Origin of the sequence: Paenibacillus nanensis, from assembly GCF_003583765.1 — a bacterium.
Classification (GTDB): domain Bacteria; phylum Bacillota; class Bacilli; order Paenibacillales; family Paenibacillaceae; genus Pristimantibacillus; species Pristimantibacillus nanensis.
In genome coordinates this window covers 41,263-59,863 of sequence record NZ_QXQA01000022.1, presented here as the reverse complement: position 1 = coordinate 59,863, position 18,601 = coordinate 41,263, and the positions used below count along the sequence as shown (strand labels likewise).

Here is an 18,601-nt window from a genome sequence, read left to right as displayed (position 1 = left end):
GCGCGGGCCGGTTCGGCTGCGCAGATTGGTTCGGGGGCAGGTTGAAGACATGGAACAAAAGTGGGGCGTCGTTATCGTTGCGGCCGGCCGCGGATCGCGGATGGGGACGAAAGAGAGCAAGCAGTATTTGCGTCTGGCGGACAAGCCCATCCTCGTGCATACATTGGAGCTGTTTGACCGGCTTTCGTTTGTAGAGGAGATTGCGCTTGTCGTCGGCGAAGGGGATATCGTCCGCTGCCAGAGCTGGGTAAGCGAATACGGCTTGCGGAAGGTGTCCGCCGTTCTAGGCGGCGGCGCGGAGAGGCAGCATTCCGTGAAACTCGGCCTTACGGCGCTTCGGTCGGAATGGGTCATGGTGCATGACGGCGTCCGCCCGCTGGTGACGGAGGCGGCGGTGGCGAATTGCTGCCGCGCCGCTCTGGCGTCCGGCGCGGCCGTTCTTGCGGTTCCTGTCAAAGACACGATCAAGCAGGTTGATGCAGGCGGCGTCATTGTGTCGACGCCGGACCGGAGAAGCTTGTGGGCGATCCAAACGCCGCAAGCTTTTCGTCGTGTCATGCTGCTTGAAGCGCATGCGCGAGCGGCGGCGGAGGGCTTCCTCGGCACTGACGACGCGATGGTGGTGGAGCGTATGGGCGTTCCCGTATCCGTCGCGGAAGGGGACTACACGAACATTAAGATCACGACGCCGGAGGATTTGCCGTATGCGGAGTTTTTGCTGGCGCAGCGGCGGTCGTCGGCTTTAACTGGGAGAGGGGAAACATAGAAATGATACGAGTGGGACAAGGTTTTGACGTGCATCAGCTGGTAGAAGGGCGGCCGTGCATTATCGGAGGGGTTACCATCCCGTACGAGAAGGGGTTGCTTGGACATTCCGACGCGGACGTGCTGCTGCACGCGATATCCGATGCGATTCTCGGAGCGCTTGGGCTTGGCGATATCGGGAAGCACTTCCCGGACACGGACGCGGCGTTCAAGGACGCCGACAGCTTGCTGCTGCTGAAGCGGGTATGGGAGCTGGCGAAGGAGCGGGGCTACAAGCTTGGCAACGCCGACTCCACCATCATCGCGCAGCGTCCGAAGATGCTGCCGTACATCCCGCAGATGGCGGAGATCATCGCGGACGCGCTCGAGGCCGACGTCAGCCAGATCAACGTCAAGGCCACCACGACGGAGCAGCTCGGCTTCGCCGGCCGCGGCGAAGGCATCGCCGCGCAATCGGTGGTGCTATTGGTGAAGGCGTAGGCGATAAGCCGCTCGGGCCGCTAAGTGAGCGCGGGGCTGGCTTGTTTGCGCGGAATAAGCCGCTCGCACCGCCTTAAATGCGGGGAAGCGGGCGGTTTGCGCGTGGTAAGCCGCTCGCGCCGCCTTAAATGCGGGGAAGCGGGCGGATTGAGCTGGTTAAGCCGCTTGCACCGCCTTAAATGCGGGGAAGCGGGCGGTTTGCGCGGGATAAGCCGCTTGCACCGCCTTAAATGCGGGGAAGCGGGCGGTTTGCGCGTGGTAAGCCGCTCGCGCCGCCTTAAATGCGGGGAAGCGGGCGGTTTGCGCGTGGTAAGCCGCTTGTACCGCCTTAAATGCGGAGAAGCGGGCGGTTTGCGCGGAATAAGCCGCTCGCACCGCCTTAAATGCGGGGAAGCGGGCGGTTTGCGCGGGGTAAGCCGCTTGCACCGCCTTAAATGCGGAGAAGCGGGCGGTTTGCCGGGGTAAGCCGCTTGCACCGGCTTAAATGCGGGGAAGCGGGCGGCCTGCGTGAAATAGACGCGTGTGGCGAGCTAAAAAGTCGAGCAGCAGCGGGTTTGCGCGAAATAGTCGCGTGTGGCGAGCTAAAAAGTCGAGCAGCAGCGGGTTTGAGCTAATTAGTAGCGTGAGGCGAGCTTAAAGGGTTGCAGCAGCGGGTTGAGCGAAATAGTGGCGTGAGGCGAGCTAAAAAGTCGAGCAGCAGCGGGTTTGAGCGAAATAGTAGCGTGAGGCGAGCTTAAAGGGTAGCAGCAGCGTGTTTGAGTGAAATAGTGGCGCGTGGCGAGCTTAAAAGCGAGCAGCAGCGATTATGAGCGAAATAGTCGCGTCAGGCGAGCTTTCTCAAGCTTACATGGGAGTTGTAGCAGCTTCGGGTTTTGAGTAACATCAACTTATGAACAGCCGATAAGTGGAGCGGGATGTTCTGGAGAACGGCATTAAACTACAACAGGATGATCCCATTTACAGCCGCCTTGGCTTACAATTAACCAAGATCTATGACCCACTGGAGACTTTAGCCACACCTATAATCAAGGAGGAACAATCCATGACATCAGAAGTACGCGTACGTTATGCGCCGTCACCGACGGGACATTTGCATATCGGCAATGCCAGAACGGCCTTATTTAATTATTTATTTGCGCGAAACCAAGGCGGGAAATTTATTATCCGCATCGAAGATACCGACGTGAAACGCAACGTGGCGGGCGGCGAGGAGAACCAGCTGACCTACCTGAAGTGGCTCGGCATCGATTGGGACGAAAGCATCGACGTGGGCGGGGGATACGGACCGTATCGCCAAACCGAACGTCTTGATATTTACCGCGAATATTGGCAGGATCTGCTCGACCGCGGGCTCGCGTACCGCTGCTACTGCACGGAAGAAGAGCTGGAGCAAGAGCGCGAGGAGCAGCAGGCTCGCGGCGAGACGCCGCGTTATTCCGGCAAGCATCGCAATCTGACGCCGGAGCAGCAGCAAGCCTTCGAAGCGGAAGGCCGCGTCGCAAGCATTCGTTTCCGTGTGCCGGAAGGCCGCACGTACACGTTTAACGACATGGTGAAGGGCACCATCAGCTTTGACACGGCAGAGATGGGCGATTTCGTCATCGTGAAAAAGGACGGCATTCCGACCTATAATTTCGCGGTCGTCCTGGACGATTACCTGATGAAAATCAGCCATGTGCTCCGCGGGGAAGATCATATTTCCAACACGCCGCGCCAGCTGATGATTTACGAAGCGTTCGGCTGGGAACCGCCGGTGTTCGGCCATATGACGTTGATCGTCAACGAGAACAAAAAGAAGCTCAGCAAACGCGACGAGTCCATCATCCAATTTATCGAACAGTACGATGCTCTGGGCTATTTGCCTGAGGCTTTGTTCAACTTTATCACGCTGCTGGGCTGGTCGCCGGAAGGCGAGCAAGAGATGTTCACGCGCGAAGAGCTTATTCAAGTGTTCAACCCGGATCGTCTCAGCAAGAGCCCGGCCGTGTTCGACACGCAGAAGCTCAACTGGATGAACAACGAATATTTGAAAAAAGCCGATCTCGCGCGCGTTGTTGACATGTGTATCCCTCATCTGCATAAAGCCGGCCGCGTCCCGGATACGCTCAACGCCGAGGGCCGAGAGTGGGTGACGAGCCTGGTTGCGCTGCATCAGGATAAGCTGCGCTGCGCCGCGGATATCGTGCCGGTTACGGAGCTTTTCTTCCGTGAAAACGTCGTCGAAGAAGAAGAAGCCGCAGCCGTACTAGCGGAAGAGCAAGTGCCGGCAGTGCTCGGCGCGTTCCTTGCGCTGGTTGAATCGGACGCAATTCCTTTTACAGTAGACGGCATCAAAGATATGATCAAAACGGTTCAAAAGGACACCGGGCACAAAGGCAAGGCTTTGTTTATGCCGATCCGTGCGGCTCTGACGGGGCAAACGCATGGTCCGGATTTGAATCAATCGATCGCTCTGCTTGGCAAGCAAAAGGTTGTGGCGAGACTGAAAGAACGTCTCGCGTAAGCAAAAGCCTGTTCTGACTCCGCATGATGCGGAATTCGTGTAAAGGCTATTGCACTTTTTGCGCGATTCGGTATACTATGACTATCCATAATGGATCGGCCATGAACAGGAGAAGTACGTTTGGCTTAGGATTCGCAGAGAGGACAACCGTCATTCGAATCGGCGCCGCTTCTTAGTGCGGAACGGAATGGGGCTGCAAGTTGTCTAGTCCGCCTGAACGGAAACATGCACCTGGGAGCCTTGCTCCGAGCCGTTATTCCCGGAAACGTAAGTCCGGCAGATAACGAGGTAGGCGGCAACGTAATGTCTGCGTTAAAGACGGCATCGAGATGTTCGGCCTTCGGTTATAAGCCGCAAGGGCTGTTCAAGCAGAGTGGAACCGCGAGTATACGCCTCTGCAGCACGCTATGTGCTGCGGGGGCTTTTTATTTTTACCCGTAGTGTTGGGATAGATATGGCGGCATGGAAGGGGGAGATCGATATGCTGCGCCAGTTTCGATCGGATGTGCAGACTGTTTTTGAAAATGATCCGGCAGCCCGCAGTCGTTTTGAAGTCATATTTACATACTCCGGCGTTCATGCCATTTGGGCGCACCGCTTAGCTCATGCGCTCTATAAAAGGCGCTGGTACACGCTGGCGAGGATGATCTCGCAGTTCAGCCGTTTTATGACCGGTATTGAGATCCACCCTGGCGCAAGAATCGGGCAGCGGCTTTTTATCGATCATGGCATGGGTGTGGTCATCGGGGAAACCTGCGAGATCGGGGATGATGTCGTCATTTACCAAGGCGTGACGCTCGGAGGAACAGGCAAGGAGAAAGGTAAAAGGCACCCGACGATTGGCAATAATGTGGTTATCGGCTCCGGCGCGAAGGTGCTGGGTTCTTTTAGGGTCGGGGATAACTCCAATATCGGTTCCAATGCCGTCGTGCTGCGTGAGGTTCCGGACAATTGTACGGTAGTGGGCAACCCTGGACGGGTTGTCAGACGCAATGGAGAAAGAGTCGGCGACCGGCTCGACCATACGCAGCTGCCGGACCCGGTAATCGAGATGCTTCGGGCGATGCAGAAGGAAATCGATGATTTGAAGAAGGAAGTACACAAGGCCAAACAGGAGGGGAACGAAATCCATGACCGTATCAATCTATAACTCGCTCACGCGTTCGAAGGAAAGCTTTCAGCCGCAGGAGCCAGGCAAAGTAAAAATGTATGTTTGCGGACCAACGGTCTACGACTATATTCATATTGGAAACGCTCGGCCGGTCATCTTTTTTGACGTTGTTCGCCGATATTTGGAGGATGCGGGGTTTGAGGTGCAGTATGTTGTCAACTTCACGGACGTGGACGACAAACTGATTCGCAAGGCGGATGAACTCGGCACGACCGTCCCTGAGGTGGCGGAAAAGTTTATCGGAGCGTTCTACGAGGACATCGAAGCGCTAGGCGTGCGCAAAGCGACGCTGAATCCGCGCGTAACGGAGCACATTCCCGATATTATCGCATTTATTGCGGAACTAATTGACAAGGGTTATGCGTACGCAAGCGAAGGCGACGTGTATTTCCGGACTTCAAAATTCGAAGACTATGGCAAGCTGTCTCATCAAAATATTGAGGAGCTCCAGTTCGGTATTCGGGTTGAGATCGGCGACCGCAAGGAGAACCAGGGCGATTTTGTGCTGTGGAAGGGCGCGAAGCCTGGGGAGATCAAGTGGGATAGCCCTTGGGGACCGGGCCGTCCGGGCTGGCATATCGAATGCTCGGCGATGGCGCGCAAATATATGGGCGATACGCTGGATATTCACGGCGGCGGTACGGACCTGCAATTTCCGCATCATGAATGCGAGGTTGCGCAAACCGAATCGATCACAGGGAAGCCATTCGCTAATTATTGGATGCATAACGGCTTCGTCAACATCAACAATGAAAAAATGTCGAAGTCCCTCGGCAACGGCATTACGGTTCATGAGCTTGTGAAGCGGGTGAAGCCGCAGGCAATCCGTTATTTCATGCTGGCGACCCATTATCGCAGCCCGCTTAACTTTAGCGACGATACGATCGCGCAAGCGGAGAACAGCGTTGAGCGCATCGCCAACTGCTACGCGAACCTGAAGCATAGATTGGAAGCGGCGGCAGGCAGCGTTCCTTCGGGGGATTCGACAGCAGCGCTTCGGAGTAAGCTGGACGGGATCGCCGCGCAATTCCAGGCGAAGATGGAAGACGATTTCAGCACGCCGGACGCGATCACGGCTTTGTTCGAGCTCGTATCGGAAGCGAATCTGTACATGAAGGGCGACGACGTAACAGAGGAAGGTCTTGGGCTGCTGATTGCGGCGTTTGAACGTATGGATAATGTGCTTGGTCTTTTGCCGGCGGCTGCGGAAGAGGATTTGCTGGATGAGGAAATCGAGCAATTGATCGTGGAGCGGACAGAGGCGCGTAAAGCGAAGAACTGGGCGCGCGCGGACGAAATCCGCGATCTGCTGAACGAAAAGAACATCGTGCTTGAGGATACGCCTCAAGGTATTCGTTGGCGGCGCAAATGACGGAAATGTGGAAGGATCTACAGGAAGCGGGTCTCCATTCGGATAAACCCAGTAACAATCCGCTCGCGCTGCATGTCCCGGATAAAAAGGCGGGGCTTATCAATCCGGTCGTGCTGGCTTATATGGGGGACGCGGTGTTCGAGCTCTTGGTCAGACAATATTTGATTTCATTGCCGAATAATAAGTCGCACCACCTCCATAAGGAAGCGACCAAGCTGGTGTCGGCCAAGGCGCAAAAGGAATTGCTGGAGCGGTGGACGCCTTATTTGACGGAGGAAGAAGCGGACATTATGCGGCGCGGACGCAATACGAAATCCGGCGCTCCGCCGAAAAATGCCGACCCCGCGGACTACCGCATGGCCACCGCTTTGGAGTGTCTGGTCGGTTACCTCTACTTTGAGGGCCGGCTGGACCGCCTCGGGGAGCTGTTCCAAATTGCGCTGGAGCGGCAGCCGCAAGGCGAGGTGTAAAGGAAAAAGGGGCGCAGTTGCGGTGTGAGCTGCTGGGCACGCTGTAACGGTGGAAAACGCCGTTACCTGGGCGCAATAGGCTAGTGGGCACGCCGTAACGGCGAAAAACACCGTTACAGGGACGTAAGAGGCTGGCATGTACGCTGTAACGGCGAAAAACGCCGTTACCGGGGCGCAAGTGGCCAGTATGTGCTCCGTAACGGTGAAAAACACCGTTACAGAAGCGAAAGAGGCTGGCGCGTACCCTGTAATGGCGAAAAACGCCGTTACAGGGGCCTAAGCGGCCAGTATGTGCGCCGTAACGGTGAAAAACGACGTTACAGAGGCGTAAGAGGCTGACGCGCACGCTGTAACGGTGAAAAACACCGTTACAGAGGCGAAAGAGGCCTGGCACGCATGCTGTAACGGCGAAAAACACCGTTACCGGGGCGCAAGTGGCTGGCGCGTACCCTGTAACGGCGAAAAACGCCGTTACAGGGGCGAAAGAGGCTAGCGCGTACCCTGTAATGGCGAAAAACGCCGTTACAGGGGCCTAAGCGGCCAGTATATGCGCCGTAACGGTGAAAAACGCCGTTACAGAGGCGTAAGAGGCTGACGCGCACGCTGTAACGGTGAAAAACACCGTTACAGAGGCGAAAGAGGCCTGGCACGCATGCTGTAACGGCGAAAAACACCGTTACCGGGGCGCAAGTGGCTGGCGCGTACCCTGTAACGGCGAAAAACGCCGTTACAGGGGCGAAAGAGGCTAGCGCGTACCCTGTAATGGCGAAAAACGCCGTTACAGGGGCCTAAGCGGCCAGTATATGCGCCGTAACGGTGAAAAACGCCGTTACAGAGGCGTAAGAGGCTGACGCGCACGCTGTAACGGTGAAAAACACCGTTACAGAGGCGAAAGAGGCCTGGCACGCATGCTGTAACGGCGAAAAACACCGTTACCGGGGCGCAAGTGGCTGGCGCGTACCCTGTAACGGCGAAAAAACGCCGTTACAGGGACGTAAGAAGCTAGCGTGTACGCTGTAATGGCGAAAAACACCGTTACAGGGACGTAAGCGGCCAATATGTGCGCCGTAACGGTGAAAAACGCCGTTACAGAGGCGAAAGAGGCTGGCGTGTACGCCGTAACGGCGAAAAAAGCCGTTACAGCACCGTCCCGCTGGCGCTACAATATGGCGCACGGTTCTAAATAGTGCGCACATCATTCAGTTAAACCATTTCAGAACGAACCCACATCAGACAGGAGGACAATTATGTCCGTTGAGGTTAATCAGGAGGAGCTCATCGCCGGCAAGCATCCCGTGCTGGAAGCGCTGCGCTCCGGACGTGAAATCAACAAGATTTGGATCGCCGAGGGGGCGCAAAAAAGCCTTTCCCAGCCGATTACTACGGAAGCCAAGAAGCAGGGCATCGTCGTTCAGTTCGTCGATAAGCGCAAGCTGGACAGCATGGCGCCGGGCATTACGCATCAGGGCGTGATCGCGCAGGCGGCTGCTTTCGCTTACGTTGAAGTCGAGGACATCTTGAACGCCGCGCAAAGCATAAACGAGACGCCGTTTATTTTGCTGCTGGACGAAATTGAGGATCCGCATAATCTGGGATCGATTCTAAGAACGGCCGAATGCACCGGCGTCCACGGCGTCGTCATTCCGAAGCGCCGCTCGGCCGGGCTGACCGCGACCGTGCTCAAGACATCCGCGGGCGCGGCGGAGCATGTGCCGGTTGCGCGGGTGACGAACCTGGCGCAGACAATCGATAGGCTGAAGGAAGCGGGCGTCTGGGTCGCGGGTACGGACGTAAGCGCGAAGCAAGATGTGTTTAAAACCAAGTTTGATATGCCTCTGGCCATTGTCATCGGCAACGAGAGCAAAGGGATGGGGCGGCTTATTAAGGAAAAATGCGATTTTCTCGTAAAGCTTCCGATGCTTGGCCAGCTGAATTCCTTGAACGCTTCGGTTGCCGCGGGCGTGCTCATGTATGAGGTTGTCAGGCAACGACGGGAAAGCTAGGCCATGAACCGGCGCGACGACGTCCTGCTCGTGGACGGCTACAATATGATCGGGGCTTGGCCGGAGCTGGAGAGGCTGAAGGAGCACGATTTGGAGGACGCGCGGGATAGGCTGCTGGACATGCTTGCCGACTACCAAGGCTTCACGGGGATGCAGGTGTACGTCATTTTTGACGCGCATCAGGTGCCGGGGCTCGGCAAGACCTACAAGCGGAACAAGCTGACCATCGTCTACACAAAAGAAAAAGAAACGGCGGATGAATGCATCGAGAGGTTGTGCAACGAGCTGATCGCGAGAAGGCGCAACCTCTACGTCGCGACTTCCGACCTGGTGGAGCAGCACGTGGCTTTCGGCAAGGGCGCTTTGCGCATCTCCGCTAGGGAACTGCTGATCGACATCGGCCAAAACCGCAAAGAAATCGAGCAAACGATCAAAGAGGAAAAACCGGTGAAGCGCAACTCTCTCGACCAGAATATCAGCCTGGATGTTTGGAGCAAACTGGAGCGTATGAGAAGAGGCGGAAAATAGCATCATTTTCTGTGCCACAAAGTTACAATTTTGCTATAAAATCGATAGATTTCGGGTGTCGGATCGGTTGACGTTGTAAGGTTACATAATGTATACTGAATCATGTTTCAAGCGATCTTTTCGTATGTTTATATATACTCAAATCTAGCGCGGTGTACGCCTTGCAGGCCGGAGGGATAGTGTGTGAGTATCGACCTCAAAGAATGGAGTACGCTCGAATATGAATGCAGCGCGGACGAGGATATCGTAGAAGCGGTCCGTAACGGCGACAGCATGGCGCTGGAATATTTGATTAACAAATATAAGAACTTTGTGAGAGCGAAGGCGCGTTCCTATTTTTTGATCGGTGCCGACCGCGAGGATATCGTGCAGGAAGGGATGATCGGTCTTTATAAGGCGATCCGGGATTTCAAAGGGGACAAGCTTGCTAGCTTTAAAGCCTTTGCCGAATTGTGCATTACAAGACAAATCATCACGGCGATCAAGACAGCTACCAGACAGAAGCATATCCCCCTCAATTCTTATGTTTCGTTAGACAAGCCCATCTACGACGAGGACTCCGACCGGACCTTGCTCGACGTGATCTGCGGCACGAGAGTGTCTGACCCAGAGGAACTTATTATTAATCAAGAAGAATTCGTCGGTTTGGAAGACAAGATGTCCGAGATTTTGAGCGATTTGGAGCGCAAGGTGCTGATGCTCTATCTCGATGGGCGATCCTATCAAGAGATAGCGGTCGATCTCGACCGGCATGTGAAATCAATTGACAATGCTTTGCAGCGTGTGAAGCGCAAGCTGGAACGATATTTGGAAGTTCGGGATTTCGGCGGCCTATAGACCCTTTGTTCAACGGACTGTCTTTACTGTCTGACGTTTTTCAGGCAGAGAAGACAGTCCATTGGTTTTAAAAGAGGTAGTTTCGACGATACTGATAGCAACCAATTTCGGACCCAAGTTGCCATAAATTCGTAAATTGCCGGCCACCTATCTTTCATTGACACAAGGAATGCCTTGTGATAAAGTGTTTAGGTAGGCCTGAATTCGAGGTTTTTTTCGTATTGGCGATGGAATCAATGAACTTACTATATAGCTTCAATGATTCGTATTTTTAAGCAGTTCGGGAGGTGTAATTCAATGCGGGTAATCATCACGTTGGCATGCACAAACTGCAAACAGAGAAACTATGCGACGACCAAGAACAAGCGCAATCACCCCGACCGCATCGAGTTGAAGAAGTTTTGCAAGTTCTGTAACGAGCAGACTCCTCATCGCGAGACGCGATAGTCCATTGGAGGTGTGACCGTGGCATTTTTGGCGAGACTGAAGCAAGGCTTTGGATCGACGTTTAGTTTTTTTGCCGACAGCTGGGCGGAGCTGAAGAAGGTTCGCTGGCCAAGCCGTAAAGAGCTCACGAGCTATTCCTTGATCGTATTTTTCACGGTAATAGTCGTGACGATTTACTTCTGGCTTCTTGACATCGGGATCTCGGAATTGGTTCAGCTGATTGTCTAAGAAGGGACCAAAGGTGGATTATTGATGGAAAAAAGATGGTATGTCGTGCATACTTACTCCGGCTATGAGAACAAGGTGAAAACCAATCTGGAGCGCCGGGTTGAATCGATGGGCATGGAGGACAAAATCTTCCGCGTGCTCGTTCCTATGGAGGACGAAGTGGTAGAGAAGGACGGGAAGAAAAAAACCGTTCAACGCAAGGTCTACCCTGGTTATGTCCTTGTAGAGATGATTCAAACCGACGATTCGTGGTACGTTGTTCGGAATACGCCGGGTGTAACAGGATTCGTAGGATCGACAGGATCCGGTTCCAAGCCGACGCCTCTGCTGCCTGATGAAGTGGATCAGATTCTGAAACACATGGGCATGGAAGAGCCGAAGCCGAAGATCGAATTCGAGCTGAAGGAAACGGTTCGCGTCAAGGTAGGTCCTTTTGCCGACTTTGTCGGTTCGGTAGAAGAGATTTTGCTGGACAAAGCGAAGCTGAAGGTTCATGTCAACATGTTTGGCAGGGAAACCCCGCTTGAGCTGGATTACACTCAAGTGGAGAAGATATAATATCCGGTTTCCGGAGCAGGCGTTTCTCGCTTGTATATCAGGGCAAGGAGGTGTGAGTCATGGCAAAAAAGGTCATCAAGATGGTCAAGCTGCAAGTTCCTGCAGGTAAAGCAAACCCTGCGCCGCCAATCGGTCCGGCACTCGGTCAAGCAGGCGTTAACATCATGGCGTTCTGTAAAGAATTTAACGCTCGTACTGCGGATCAAGCAGGTCTGATTATTCCAGTCGTGATCACGGTATTCGAAGATCGTTCCTTCACTTTCGAAACAAAGACGCCGCCGGCGGCAGTATTGCTCCGCGTAGCAGCTGGTATCGAAAAAGGTTCGGGCGAGCCGAATAAGAAGAAAGTCGCAACTGTGAAGCGTGACAAAGTTCGCGAAATCGCAGAATCGAAAATGCAAGATTTGAACGCAGCTTCCGTTGAAGCGGCAATGCGTATGGTTGAAGGTACTGCGCGCAGCATGGGTGTAACGATCGTTGACTAATTTCGCATCGTTCTTCGGGACGAACGCGGTTAAGATGTTCTCGGACATCGCGCTTGGCGAGACTTCGGTCTCGCGAGGTGGGAGGATCATCCCTAGGAGGATGAACCGCTATAACCACAAAGGAGGAAACTTACAATGGCTAAACACGGCAAGAAGTATCTAGAAGCTGCTAAGCTGATTGACAGCGAAGCAACTTACGAGCCATCTGAAGCGATTGAGCTTGTAAAGAAGGCTGCGACAGCTAAATTCGACGAGTCCGTTGAAGTAGCAGTTCGTCTGGGCGTTGACCCTCGTAAACAAGACCAAGCGGTACGCGGCGTTGTCGTACTTCCGCATGGTACTGGTAAGACAAAACGCGTTCTCGTTTTCGCAAAAGGCGAAAAAGTGAAAGAAGCGGAAGCTGCAGGCGCTGACTATGTTGGCGACGCAGACATGATCAACAAAATCCAACAAGGCTGGTTCGAATTCGACGTCTGCGTAGCAACGCCGGACATGATGGCTGAAGTTGGTAAGCTCGGTCGTATCCTGGGCGGTAAGGGCCTTATGCCTAACCCGAAAGCAGGTACTGTAACGTTCGACGTTGCAAAGGCCGTTCAAGAAATCAAAGCAGGTAAGATCGAGTACCGTCTGGACAAAGCGGGTCAAATCCACGCTCCAATCGGTAAAGTTTCGTTCGACGCTGAGAAGCTGAACGAAAACCTGAAAGCTCTGATCGACGCTCTGGTGCGCGCTAAACCGGCTGCTGCTAAAGGCGTTTACCTGAAAAACATTTCGGTTTCCTCCACAATGGGTCCTGGCGCTCGCGTCTCGACTGCATCGTTCCGCTAATCCGGAATTTAGGAAACTGAGCTAACATTCGAATACGCATACCGTAGACAGTAGGTGTCCGAGAGGACTTAATTTCCTACCGAGGTGTTATGATAAAACGTTGAGGAATGCGGCAAGCGATGCTTGCCTGCGCTCGATAACGAAATCATGGCCTTCGCTTCGTCTGCGAAGGCCTTTCTCATTGCACCCAAGGCCAGGAATATCCGTCGTATTCACGGGATGTATAAATTTTACGGGAGGTGTACAGTTTGGCTAACGCAAAGATCATTCAAGAGAAACAAGAAGCGGTTGCTGTTATCGCGTCGAAGCTTACTTCGAGCCCAAGCACCGTTGTTGCCGACTACCGCGGTCTGAACGTTGCGCAAGTAACTGAACTCCGGAAGCAGCTCCGCGAGGCGGGTGTTGAATTCCAAGTTCTGAAAAACTCGCTCGTTCGCCGTGCGACTGAAGGTACGGAATTGACAGCATTAAACGACATTCTGACAGGACCTACGGCAGTAGCATTCAGCGGCGAAGACGCTGTTGCTCCAGCAAAAATCCTGAACGAGTTTGCTAAAAAGAACGATGCTTTGAAGCTTAAAGGCGGCGTTGTAGAAGGCAAAGTCGTAGGAATGGATCAAATCAAGGCTCTTGCAGAGCTTCCTTCCCGCGAAGGTTTGCTCTCCATGCTCCTCAGCGTGCTTCAAGCGCCTATGCGCAACTTCGCGCTTGCGGTTAAAGCAGTTGGAGAAAAGCAAGAAGCTGGCGCTTAATATCGGCAGTGCAACAAATGGAGCCGGAATGAACCAGGCTTCGTAACGAAGGCAACACCAAAAAAACTTAAACCAAATTCGGAGGTATATACCATGTCTAAAGAGCAAATCTTGGAAGCAATTAAAGGTATGACTGTTCTTGAACTGAACGATCTTGTTAAAGCAATCGAAGAAGAATTCGGCGTAACAGCTGCAGCTCCAGTTGCAGTAGTAGCTGGCGGCGGCGCTGCTGAAGCTGCTGCTCAAACAGAATTCGACGTAATCCTGGCAAGCGCTGGCGCTTCCAAAATCAACGTTATCAAAGTGGTTCGCGAAATCACTGGTCTTGGCCTGAAAGAAGCAAAAGACCTGGTTGACGGCGCTCCTAAACCAATCAAAGAAAAAGTTAGCGAAGAAGAAGCTAACGGCATCAAAGCTAAGCTTGAAGAAGCTGGCGCATCCGTTGAAGTTAAGTAATAGCTTTTCTTCATATGACAGCCGCGCATGCTAACCTAGCATAAGCGGCTGACGAACCCCTTGAAAACCTTCGCGGTTTTCAAGGGGTTCGTTGCATGTTGCAGGACATGACGCTTAAGGAGGCGGAAGGATGTCGAATCATTATTATTCCAAAACGCCGGGGACGGCTCATAACAGACAGACCCATGACGATACGCTCAGAGGTTTTCCGTTGAAATTTGTTACGGATGCCGGCGTATTTTCCAAAACGGGTGTCGATTATGGCAGCCGTGTATTGATCGAAACGATGGAATTGAAAGACGGGGACCGGATATTGGATGTTGGCTGCGGCTATGGTCCTATCGGAATCACGGCGGCAAAGCTTGCCGGAAGCGGTCATGTGACCATGATTGATATAAACGAACGCGCTGTTGAACTGGCCAGAGAGAATGCGAAGCTGAACAGGGTTTCCAATGTAACGGTGCTGCAAAGCGATTTGTTTGAGGCAGTGCGCGAGGAGCGCTTTGATGTGATTTTGACGAATCCGCCGATTCGGGCAGGCAAAGCTGTTGTTCACAAAATATTTGAAGAAGGTTATTCGTTGTTGAAGGATGGCGGCGTCATGTGGGTCGTCATTCAGAAAAAGCAAGGAGCGCCTTCCGCGATGGATAAGCTGGAGTCGATCTTCGGCGAAGTGGAAGAAGTGACGAAGGACAAGGGATATCGGATACTGCGAGCTCAAAAATGATTGTTCTTCCGAATTTGCTCGGGAGCTTTCAATTCTTAAGCGGCGAGGCCAATTTGAGCCTAAAAACAATTTGACTTGACATTTTGGATATGGTAATATTATAAAATGTCAGCATAAAATTGCTTGAAATCTCTTTAGTTAACTAAAATGTCAAGTGCAAATTTTAAGCGCGGTATGCATATTTTTGATGCGTTTGACGTATAATGTTTACATTTTGGGCAAAATACTTGATATGTGACCGTCGCACCCGCGCTGCGCACGGTAAGCTGCCGGAACATGCTCTTTTTTCGAACACTATTCGATAAGGGCTTTTCTTTATTTATCTGAATAGGCGGTTGTTGCCGCCCAAGGGTAACGCAGTAAAGTATCAATGCTGTGAGACAGACATGAGGGGTGAGGTTAAGTTGGCAGGACAACTTGTTCAGTATGGTCGGCGTCAGCGGAGAAGCTACGCAAGGATCAAAGAGGTGCTGGAAGTCCCGAACCTGATTGAAATCCAACAAAAATCGTACGAAAAGTTTCTGGAAACCGATTTGATCGAGTTATTCCAAGACATTTCGCCGATTACGGACTTTACGGGTAATTTATCGCTTGAGTTTATCGACTATAGCTTAGGCGAACCGAAATATTCGGTGGATGAATCGAAAGAACGCGACGTGACTTATGCGGCTCCGCTCCGCGTGAAGGTTCGTCTGTTCAATAAGGAAACGGGCGAAGTTAAAGAACAAGAAGTTTTCATGGGCGATTTCCCGCTTATGACGGAGACGGGCACGTTTATTATTAACGGCGCCGAACGCGTTATCGTCAGCCAATTGGTTCGCTCCCCAAGCGTGTACTTCAGCACGAAGGTTGATAAGAACGGGAAGAAAACATACACCGCAACGGTTATTCCGAACCGCGGCGCTTGGCTTGAGCTGGAGACGGACGCCAAGGATATCATTTACGTTCGTATCGACCGGACCCGGAAAATTCCGGTAACGGTACTTTTGCGTGCGCTGGGCTTTGGCACAGACGCTGAAATTTTGGATCTGCTCGGCCATGACGAGTACATTCGCAACACGCTGGACAAAGATAGCACGGATTCGACGGAGAAAGCGCTGATCGAGATTTACGAGCGCTTGCGTCCAGGCGAGCCGCCAACTTTGGACAATGCGAAGAGCCTTTTGGTCGCGCGTTTCTTCGACCCGAAACGATATGATTTGGCCAATGTCGGCCGTTATAAAATAAACAAAAAGCTGCACATCAAGAACCGCTTGTTCAACCAGCGTCTTGCCGAGCCGCTAGTTGATCCGTCCACAGGCGAGATCATTGCGGAAACAGGCCAGATGATTGACCGTCGTCTTCTGGACGAGATTCTTGATAAGCTGGAGAGCGACGTTGGTTTCAAGACGTACCATGTCGCTAACGGTGTGCTTGATGCCGATAGTATTCCACTCCAAGCGATTAGCGTATACTCGCCGCTGGATGAAACGAAGGTCATCAAAGTCATCTCCAATGGGATCATCGATAAATCCGTTAAGCATATTACGCCAGCGGACATTATTGCGTCCATTAACTATTTCATTAACCTGCTTCATGGCGTCGGCAGCACGGACGATATCGACCATCTCGGTAACCGTCGTCTGCGTTCCGTCGGCGAGCTGCTGCAGAATCAGTTCCGTATCGGCTTGTCCCGTATGGAACGCGTCGTGCGCGAAAGAATGTCGATTCAGGACGCGAACGCGATCACGCCGCAGGCGCTGATCAACATTCGTCCGGTTATCGCGTCGATTAAAGAGTTCTTCGGCTCTTCCCAGCTGTCTCAGTTCATGGATCAGACGAACCCGCTTGCTGAGCTTACGCATAAGCGCCGTCTGTCGGCGCTAGGACCAGGCGGTTTGACGCGTGAGCGCGCGGGCTTTGAAGTCCGTGACGTCCATCACTCTCACTATGGCCGTATGTGTCCGATCGAGACGCCGGAGGGACCGAACATCGGTCTGATCAACTCCTTGTCGACTTTCGCCCGCATCAACGAGTACGGCTTCATCGAAGCGCCGTATCGCTGGGTTGATCCGAAGACAGGTGTCGTTACGGATCAGATCGCATATCTGACCGCTGACGAGGAAGACAACTACGTTATCGCGCAGGCGAACGCACAGCTAACAGAGGATAACAAGTTTGCAGAGGCGCAAACGATTGTTCGTTACAACAAACAGGCTGACAACATCCTAACGATGCCAAGCGACCGCGTTGACTACATGGACGTATCGCCGAAGCAGGTCGTATCGGTTGCGACGGCGCTTATTCCGTTCCTGGAAAACGACGACTCCAACCGCGCCCTGATGGGATCGAACATGCAGCGGCAGGCCGTTCCTCTCCTTATTCCGAAAGCGCCGTTCGTCGGCACGGGTATGGAGCATAAGGCGGCGAAGGATTCCGGCGTATGTATCGTCTCGAAGTATGACGGCGTAATCGAACGCTCGTCAGCCAACGAGATTTGGCTGCGCCGCGTCGAAATGATTGACGGCAAGCCTGTGCAAGGCGATTTGGTGAAGCATAAGCTTCATAAGTTTATGCGCTCCAACCAAGGTACTTGCATTAACCAGCGTCCAATTGTCCGCAAAGGCGATGTCATCAAAAAAGGCGACATCTTGGCGGACGGTCCATCCACGGAAATGGGCGAATTGGCGCTTGGACGCAACGTTGTCGTTGCCTTCATGACTTGGGAAGGCTACAACTACGAGGATGCGATCCTGCTAAGCGAGAAGCTTGTGAAGGAAGACGTGTACACGTCCATTCACATTGAAGAATATGAATCCGAAGCCCGCGATACGAAGCTGGGACCTGAGGAAATTACGCGCGATATTCCGAACGTCGGCGAAGAAGCGCTTCGCAATCTCGACGAGCGCGGCATTATCCGCGTCGGCGCCGAGATCAGCGCAGGCGACATTCTCGTCGGCAAAGTAACGCCAAAAGGCGTAACGGAGCTGACAGCCGAAGAAAGATTGCTCCATGCGATCTTCGGCGAGAAGGCGCGCGAGGTTCGCGATACGTCGCTCCGCGTGCCGCATGGTACGGACGGTATCGTCGTAGACGTGAAAGTATTTACACGCGAGAACGGCGACGAGCTGCCTCCAGGCGTTAACCAGCTTGTTCGCGCATATATCGCGCAGAAGCGTAAAATCTCCGAAGGCGATAAGATGGCCGGACGCCATGGTAACAAGGGTGTCATCGCGCGCATCATGCCGGAAGAGGATATGCCGTTCCTTCCGGACGGAACGCCGGTTGAAGTCGTTCTGAATCCGCTCGGGGTACCATCCCGGATGAACATCGGTCAGGCGCTTGAGGTTCACCTCGGCATGGCGTGCAAACGTCTTGGCATTCATGCCGCGACTCCTGTATTCGACGGCGCGCGTGAGAACGACGTCTTCGATACGATGGAAGAGGCAGGCATGCAGCGCAACGGTAAAACCGTTCTTTATGACGGACGTACGGGCGAGCCGTTTGAACGCGAAGTTACGGTCGGCGTCATGTACATGATCAAGCTGGCGCACATGGTCGATGACAAAATCCATGCCCGTTCGACAGGCCCATACTCGCTCGTTACGCAGCAGCCGCTTGGCGGTAAAGCCCAGTTCGGCGGACAGCGTTTCGGGGAGATGGAGGTTTGGGCGCTTGAGGCCTATGGCGCAGCCTATACGCTTCAAGAGATTCTTACCGTCAAATCCGACGACGTGGTCGGCCGCGTGAAGACGTACGAATCGATCGTCAAAGGCGAGAACGTGCCGGAGCCGGGCGTTCCGGAATCGTTCAAAGTTTTGATCAAAGAGCTTCAATCTCTAGGTATGGACGTTAAAATCCTGACGGAGAACGAAGAAGAGATCGAAATGAAAGAAATCGATGACGATGACGATGCGACAGGCGATAAGCTCAACCTGAACCTAGAAGGCGCAGAAGCAGGCGTAGAATAATAACCGATTACAGACAGCTGAGCTTCATTCGCGAGTCTCCT

At 53.3% G+C, this 18,601-nt stretch carries 21 protein-coding genes and 1 other annotated feature; of the genes, 20 read left to right on the top strand and 1 reads right to left on the bottom strand.

The window, feature by feature from the left end:
- Nucleotides 1-49 precede the first annotated feature (49 nt).
- Complete coding sequence (ispD, locus tag D3P08_RS24875; RefSeq protein WP_119602831.1) at nucleotides 50-766, top strand: 2-C-methyl-D-erythritol 4-phosphate cytidylyltransferase; 717 nt, start codon at nucleotides 50-52, stop codon at nucleotides 764-766.
- A 2-nt stretch (nucleotides 767-768) separates the two neighbouring features.
- On the top strand, nucleotides 769-1,245 hold the full coding sequence (gene ispF, locus D3P08_RS24870) for a 2-C-methyl-D-erythritol 2,4-cyclodiphosphate synthase (protein WP_119602830.1): 477 nt from the start codon (nucleotides 769-771) through the stop codon (nucleotides 1,243-1,245).
- A 156-nt stretch (nucleotides 1,246-1,401) separates the two neighbouring features.
- Here the strand turns inward: ispF and D3P08_RS27130 are convergent, their stop codons facing one another.
- Complete coding sequence (locus D3P08_RS27130) at nucleotides 1,402-1,671, bottom strand: hypothetical protein (RefSeq protein ID WP_147381851.1); 270 nt, start codon at nucleotides 1,669-1,671, stop codon at nucleotides 1,402-1,404.
- 616 nt (nucleotides 1,672-2,287) lie between these two features.
- Between D3P08_RS27130 and gltX the strand changes: the two genes are divergently transcribed.
- From gltX to rpoB, 18 genes are all read left to right on the top strand, one after another.
- Nucleotides 2,288-3,748, top strand: a complete 1,461-nt coding sequence (gene gltX, locus D3P08_RS24860) for a glutamate--tRNA ligase (protein WP_119602828.1) — start codon at nucleotides 2,288-2,290, stop codon at nucleotides 3,746-3,748.
- 481 nt (nucleotides 3,749-4,229) lie between these two features.
- Nucleotides 4,230-4,898 carry a serine O-acetyltransferase gene (gene cysE / locus D3P08_RS24855; RefSeq protein WP_119602827.1) on the top strand — a complete coding sequence of 223 codons (669 nt, stop codon included), beginning with the start codon at nucleotides 4,230-4,232 and terminating at the stop codon, nucleotides 4,896-4,898.
- Complete coding sequence (gene cysS, locus D3P08_RS24850; protein WP_119602826.1) at nucleotides 4,879-6,291, top strand: cysteine--tRNA ligase; 1,413 nt, start codon at nucleotides 4,879-4,881, stop codon at nucleotides 6,289-6,291. Before cysE ends, cysS begins: the two co-directional genes overlap by 20 nt.
- A gap of 5 nt (nucleotides 6,292-6,296) precedes the next feature.
- Complete coding sequence (locus D3P08_RS24845; protein WP_119602858.1) at nucleotides 6,297-6,761, top strand: Mini-ribonuclease 3; 465 nt, start codon at nucleotides 6,297-6,299, stop codon at nucleotides 6,759-6,761.
- A gap of 136 nt (nucleotides 6,762-6,897) precedes the next feature.
- The gene (locus tag D3P08_RS27455; protein ID WP_162848594.1) at nucleotides 6,898-7,041 is read left to right on the top strand and encodes a hypothetical protein; all 144 of its coding nucleotides are present in this window, start codon (nucleotides 6,898-6,900) and stop codon (nucleotides 7,039-7,041) included.
- A gap of 778 nt (nucleotides 7,042-7,819) precedes the next feature.
- Nucleotides 7,820-7,948, top strand: a complete 129-nt coding sequence (locus D3P08_RS27945) for a hypothetical protein (RefSeq protein ID WP_276311192.1) — start codon at nucleotides 7,820-7,822, stop codon at nucleotides 7,946-7,948.
- A gap of 60 nt (nucleotides 7,949-8,008) precedes the next feature.
- Entirely contained in the window at nucleotides 8,009-8,764 is a 756-nt protein-coding gene (rlmB, locus tag D3P08_RS24840) for a 23S rRNA (guanosine(2251)-2'-O)-methyltransferase RlmB (RefSeq protein ID WP_119602825.1), read from the top strand.
- A 3-nt stretch (nucleotides 8,765-8,767) separates the two neighbouring features.
- A complete protein-coding gene (locus D3P08_RS24835; RefSeq protein WP_119602824.1) occupies nucleotides 8,768-9,292 on the top strand; it encodes an NYN domain-containing protein in 525 nt (174 codons plus the stop codon).
- 183 nt (nucleotides 9,293-9,475) lie between these two features.
- Nucleotides 9,476-10,129 (top strand): RNA polymerase sporulation sigma factor SigH, encoded by a 654-nt coding sequence (sigH, locus tag D3P08_RS24830; protein WP_119602823.1) that lies wholly within the window; start codon nucleotides 9,476-9,478, stop codon nucleotides 10,127-10,129.
- Between the two features lie 297 nt (nucleotides 10,130-10,426).
- Nucleotides 10,427-10,576: a 50S ribosomal protein L33 gene (rpmG, locus tag D3P08_RS24825; protein WP_082967189.1), complete on the top strand. Its 150-nt coding sequence runs from the start codon at nucleotides 10,427-10,429 to the stop codon at nucleotides 10,574-10,576.
- An 18-nt stretch (nucleotides 10,577-10,594) separates the two neighbouring features.
- Nucleotides 10,595-10,804 (top strand): preprotein translocase subunit SecE, encoded by a 210-nt coding sequence (gene secE / locus D3P08_RS24820; RefSeq protein ID WP_119602822.1) that lies wholly within the window; start codon nucleotides 10,595-10,597, stop codon nucleotides 10,802-10,804.
- Nucleotides 10,805-10,828: 24 nt separating this feature from the next.
- On the top strand, nucleotides 10,829-11,362 hold the full coding sequence (nusG, locus tag D3P08_RS24815) for a transcription termination/antitermination protein NusG (RefSeq protein ID WP_119602821.1): 534 nt from the start codon (nucleotides 10,829-10,831) through the stop codon (nucleotides 11,360-11,362).
- A 59-nt stretch (nucleotides 11,363-11,421) separates the two neighbouring features.
- Entirely contained in the window at nucleotides 11,422-11,847 is a 426-nt protein-coding gene (rplK, locus tag D3P08_RS24810; RefSeq protein ID WP_119602820.1) for a 50S ribosomal protein L11, read from the top strand.
- Between the two features lie 135 nt (nucleotides 11,848-11,982).
- Nucleotides 11,983-12,675 (top strand): 50S ribosomal protein L1, encoded by a 693-nt coding sequence (rplA, locus tag D3P08_RS24805; RefSeq protein ID WP_119602819.1) that lies wholly within the window; start codon nucleotides 11,983-11,985, stop codon nucleotides 12,673-12,675.
- Between the two features lie 23 nt (nucleotides 12,676-12,698).
- Nucleotides 12,699-12,864, top strand: a sequence feature (ribosomal protein L10 leader region).
- Between the two features lie 59 nt (nucleotides 12,865-12,923).
- Nucleotides 12,924-13,427 (top strand): 50S ribosomal protein L10, encoded by a 504-nt coding sequence (gene rplJ / locus D3P08_RS24800; RefSeq protein WP_119602818.1) that lies wholly within the window; start codon nucleotides 12,924-12,926, stop codon nucleotides 13,425-13,427.
- Between the two features lie 93 nt (nucleotides 13,428-13,520).
- Nucleotides 13,521-13,883: a 50S ribosomal protein L7/L12 gene (gene rplL, locus D3P08_RS24795; RefSeq protein ID WP_119602817.1), complete on the top strand. Its 363-nt coding sequence runs from the start codon at nucleotides 13,521-13,523 to the stop codon at nucleotides 13,881-13,883.
- A gap of 130 nt (nucleotides 13,884-14,013) precedes the next feature.
- On the top strand, nucleotides 14,014-14,610 hold the full coding sequence (locus tag D3P08_RS24790; protein ID WP_119602816.1) for a class I SAM-dependent methyltransferase: 597 nt from the start codon (nucleotides 14,014-14,016) through the stop codon (nucleotides 14,608-14,610).
- A 386-nt stretch (nucleotides 14,611-14,996) separates the two neighbouring features.
- Complete coding sequence (gene rpoB / locus D3P08_RS24785) at nucleotides 14,997-18,560, top strand: DNA-directed RNA polymerase subunit beta (protein ID WP_206099004.1); 3,564 nt, start codon at nucleotides 14,997-14,999, stop codon at nucleotides 18,558-18,560.
- Nucleotides 18,561-18,601 lie beyond the last annotated feature (41 nt).

Bases quoted from the DNA above. Each gene is read 5' to 3' on its own strand.
- nusG (WP_119602821.1), top strand. From the start codon at position 10,829: ATGGAAAAAAGATGGTATGTCGTGCATACTTACTCCGGCTATGAGAAC.
- ispF (WP_119602830.1), top strand. From the start codon at position 769: ATGATACGAGTGGGACAAGGTTTTGACGTGCATCAGCTGGTAGAAGGG.
- ispD (WP_119602831.1), top strand. From the start codon at position 50: ATGGAACAAAAGTGGGGCGTCGTTATCGTTGCGGCCGGCCGCGGATCG.
- rlmB (WP_119602825.1), top strand. From the start codon at position 8,009: ATGTCCGTTGAGGTTAATCAGGAGGAGCTCATCGCCGGCAAGCATCCC.
- cysS (WP_119602826.1), top strand. From the start codon at position 4,879: ATGACCGTATCAATCTATAACTCGCTCACGCGTTCGAAGGAAAGCTTT.
- rpmG (WP_082967189.1), top strand. From the start codon at position 10,427: ATGCGGGTAATCATCACGTTGGCATGCACAAACTGCAAACAGAGAAAC.
- D3P08_RS24835 (WP_119602824.1), top strand. From the start codon at position 8,768: ATGAACCGGCGCGACGACGTCCTGCTCGTGGACGGCTACAATATGATC.
- rpoB (WP_206099004.1), top strand. From the start codon at position 14,997: ATGAGGGGTGAGGTTAAGTTGGCAGGACAACTTGTTCAGTATGGTCGG.
- rplK (WP_119602820.1), top strand. From the start codon at position 11,422: ATGGCAAAAAAGGTCATCAAGATGGTCAAGCTGCAAGTTCCTGCAGGT.
- gltX (WP_119602828.1), top strand. From the start codon at position 2,288: ATGACATCAGAAGTACGCGTACGTTATGCGCCGTCACCGACGGGACAT.
- D3P08_RS27455 (WP_162848594.1), top strand. From the start codon at position 6,898: ATGTACGCTGTAACGGCGAAAAACGCCGTTACCGGGGCGCAAGTGGCC.
- cysE (WP_119602827.1), top strand. From the start codon at position 4,230: ATGCTGCGCCAGTTTCGATCGGATGTGCAGACTGTTTTTGAAAATGAT.
- D3P08_RS24845 (WP_119602858.1), top strand. From the start codon at position 6,297: ATGTGGAAGGATCTACAGGAAGCGGGTCTCCATTCGGATAAACCCAGT.
- rplL (WP_119602817.1), top strand. From the start codon at position 13,521: ATGTCTAAAGAGCAAATCTTGGAAGCAATTAAAGGTATGACTGTTCTT.
- rplA (WP_119602819.1), top strand. From the start codon at position 11,983: ATGGCTAAACACGGCAAGAAGTATCTAGAAGCTGCTAAGCTGATTGAC.
- D3P08_RS24790 (WP_119602816.1), top strand. From the start codon at position 14,014: ATGTCGAATCATTATTATTCCAAAACGCCGGGGACGGCTCATAACAGA.
- D3P08_RS27945 (WP_276311192.1), top strand. From the start codon at position 7,820: ATGTGCGCCGTAACGGTGAAAAACGCCGTTACAGAGGCGAAAGAGGCT.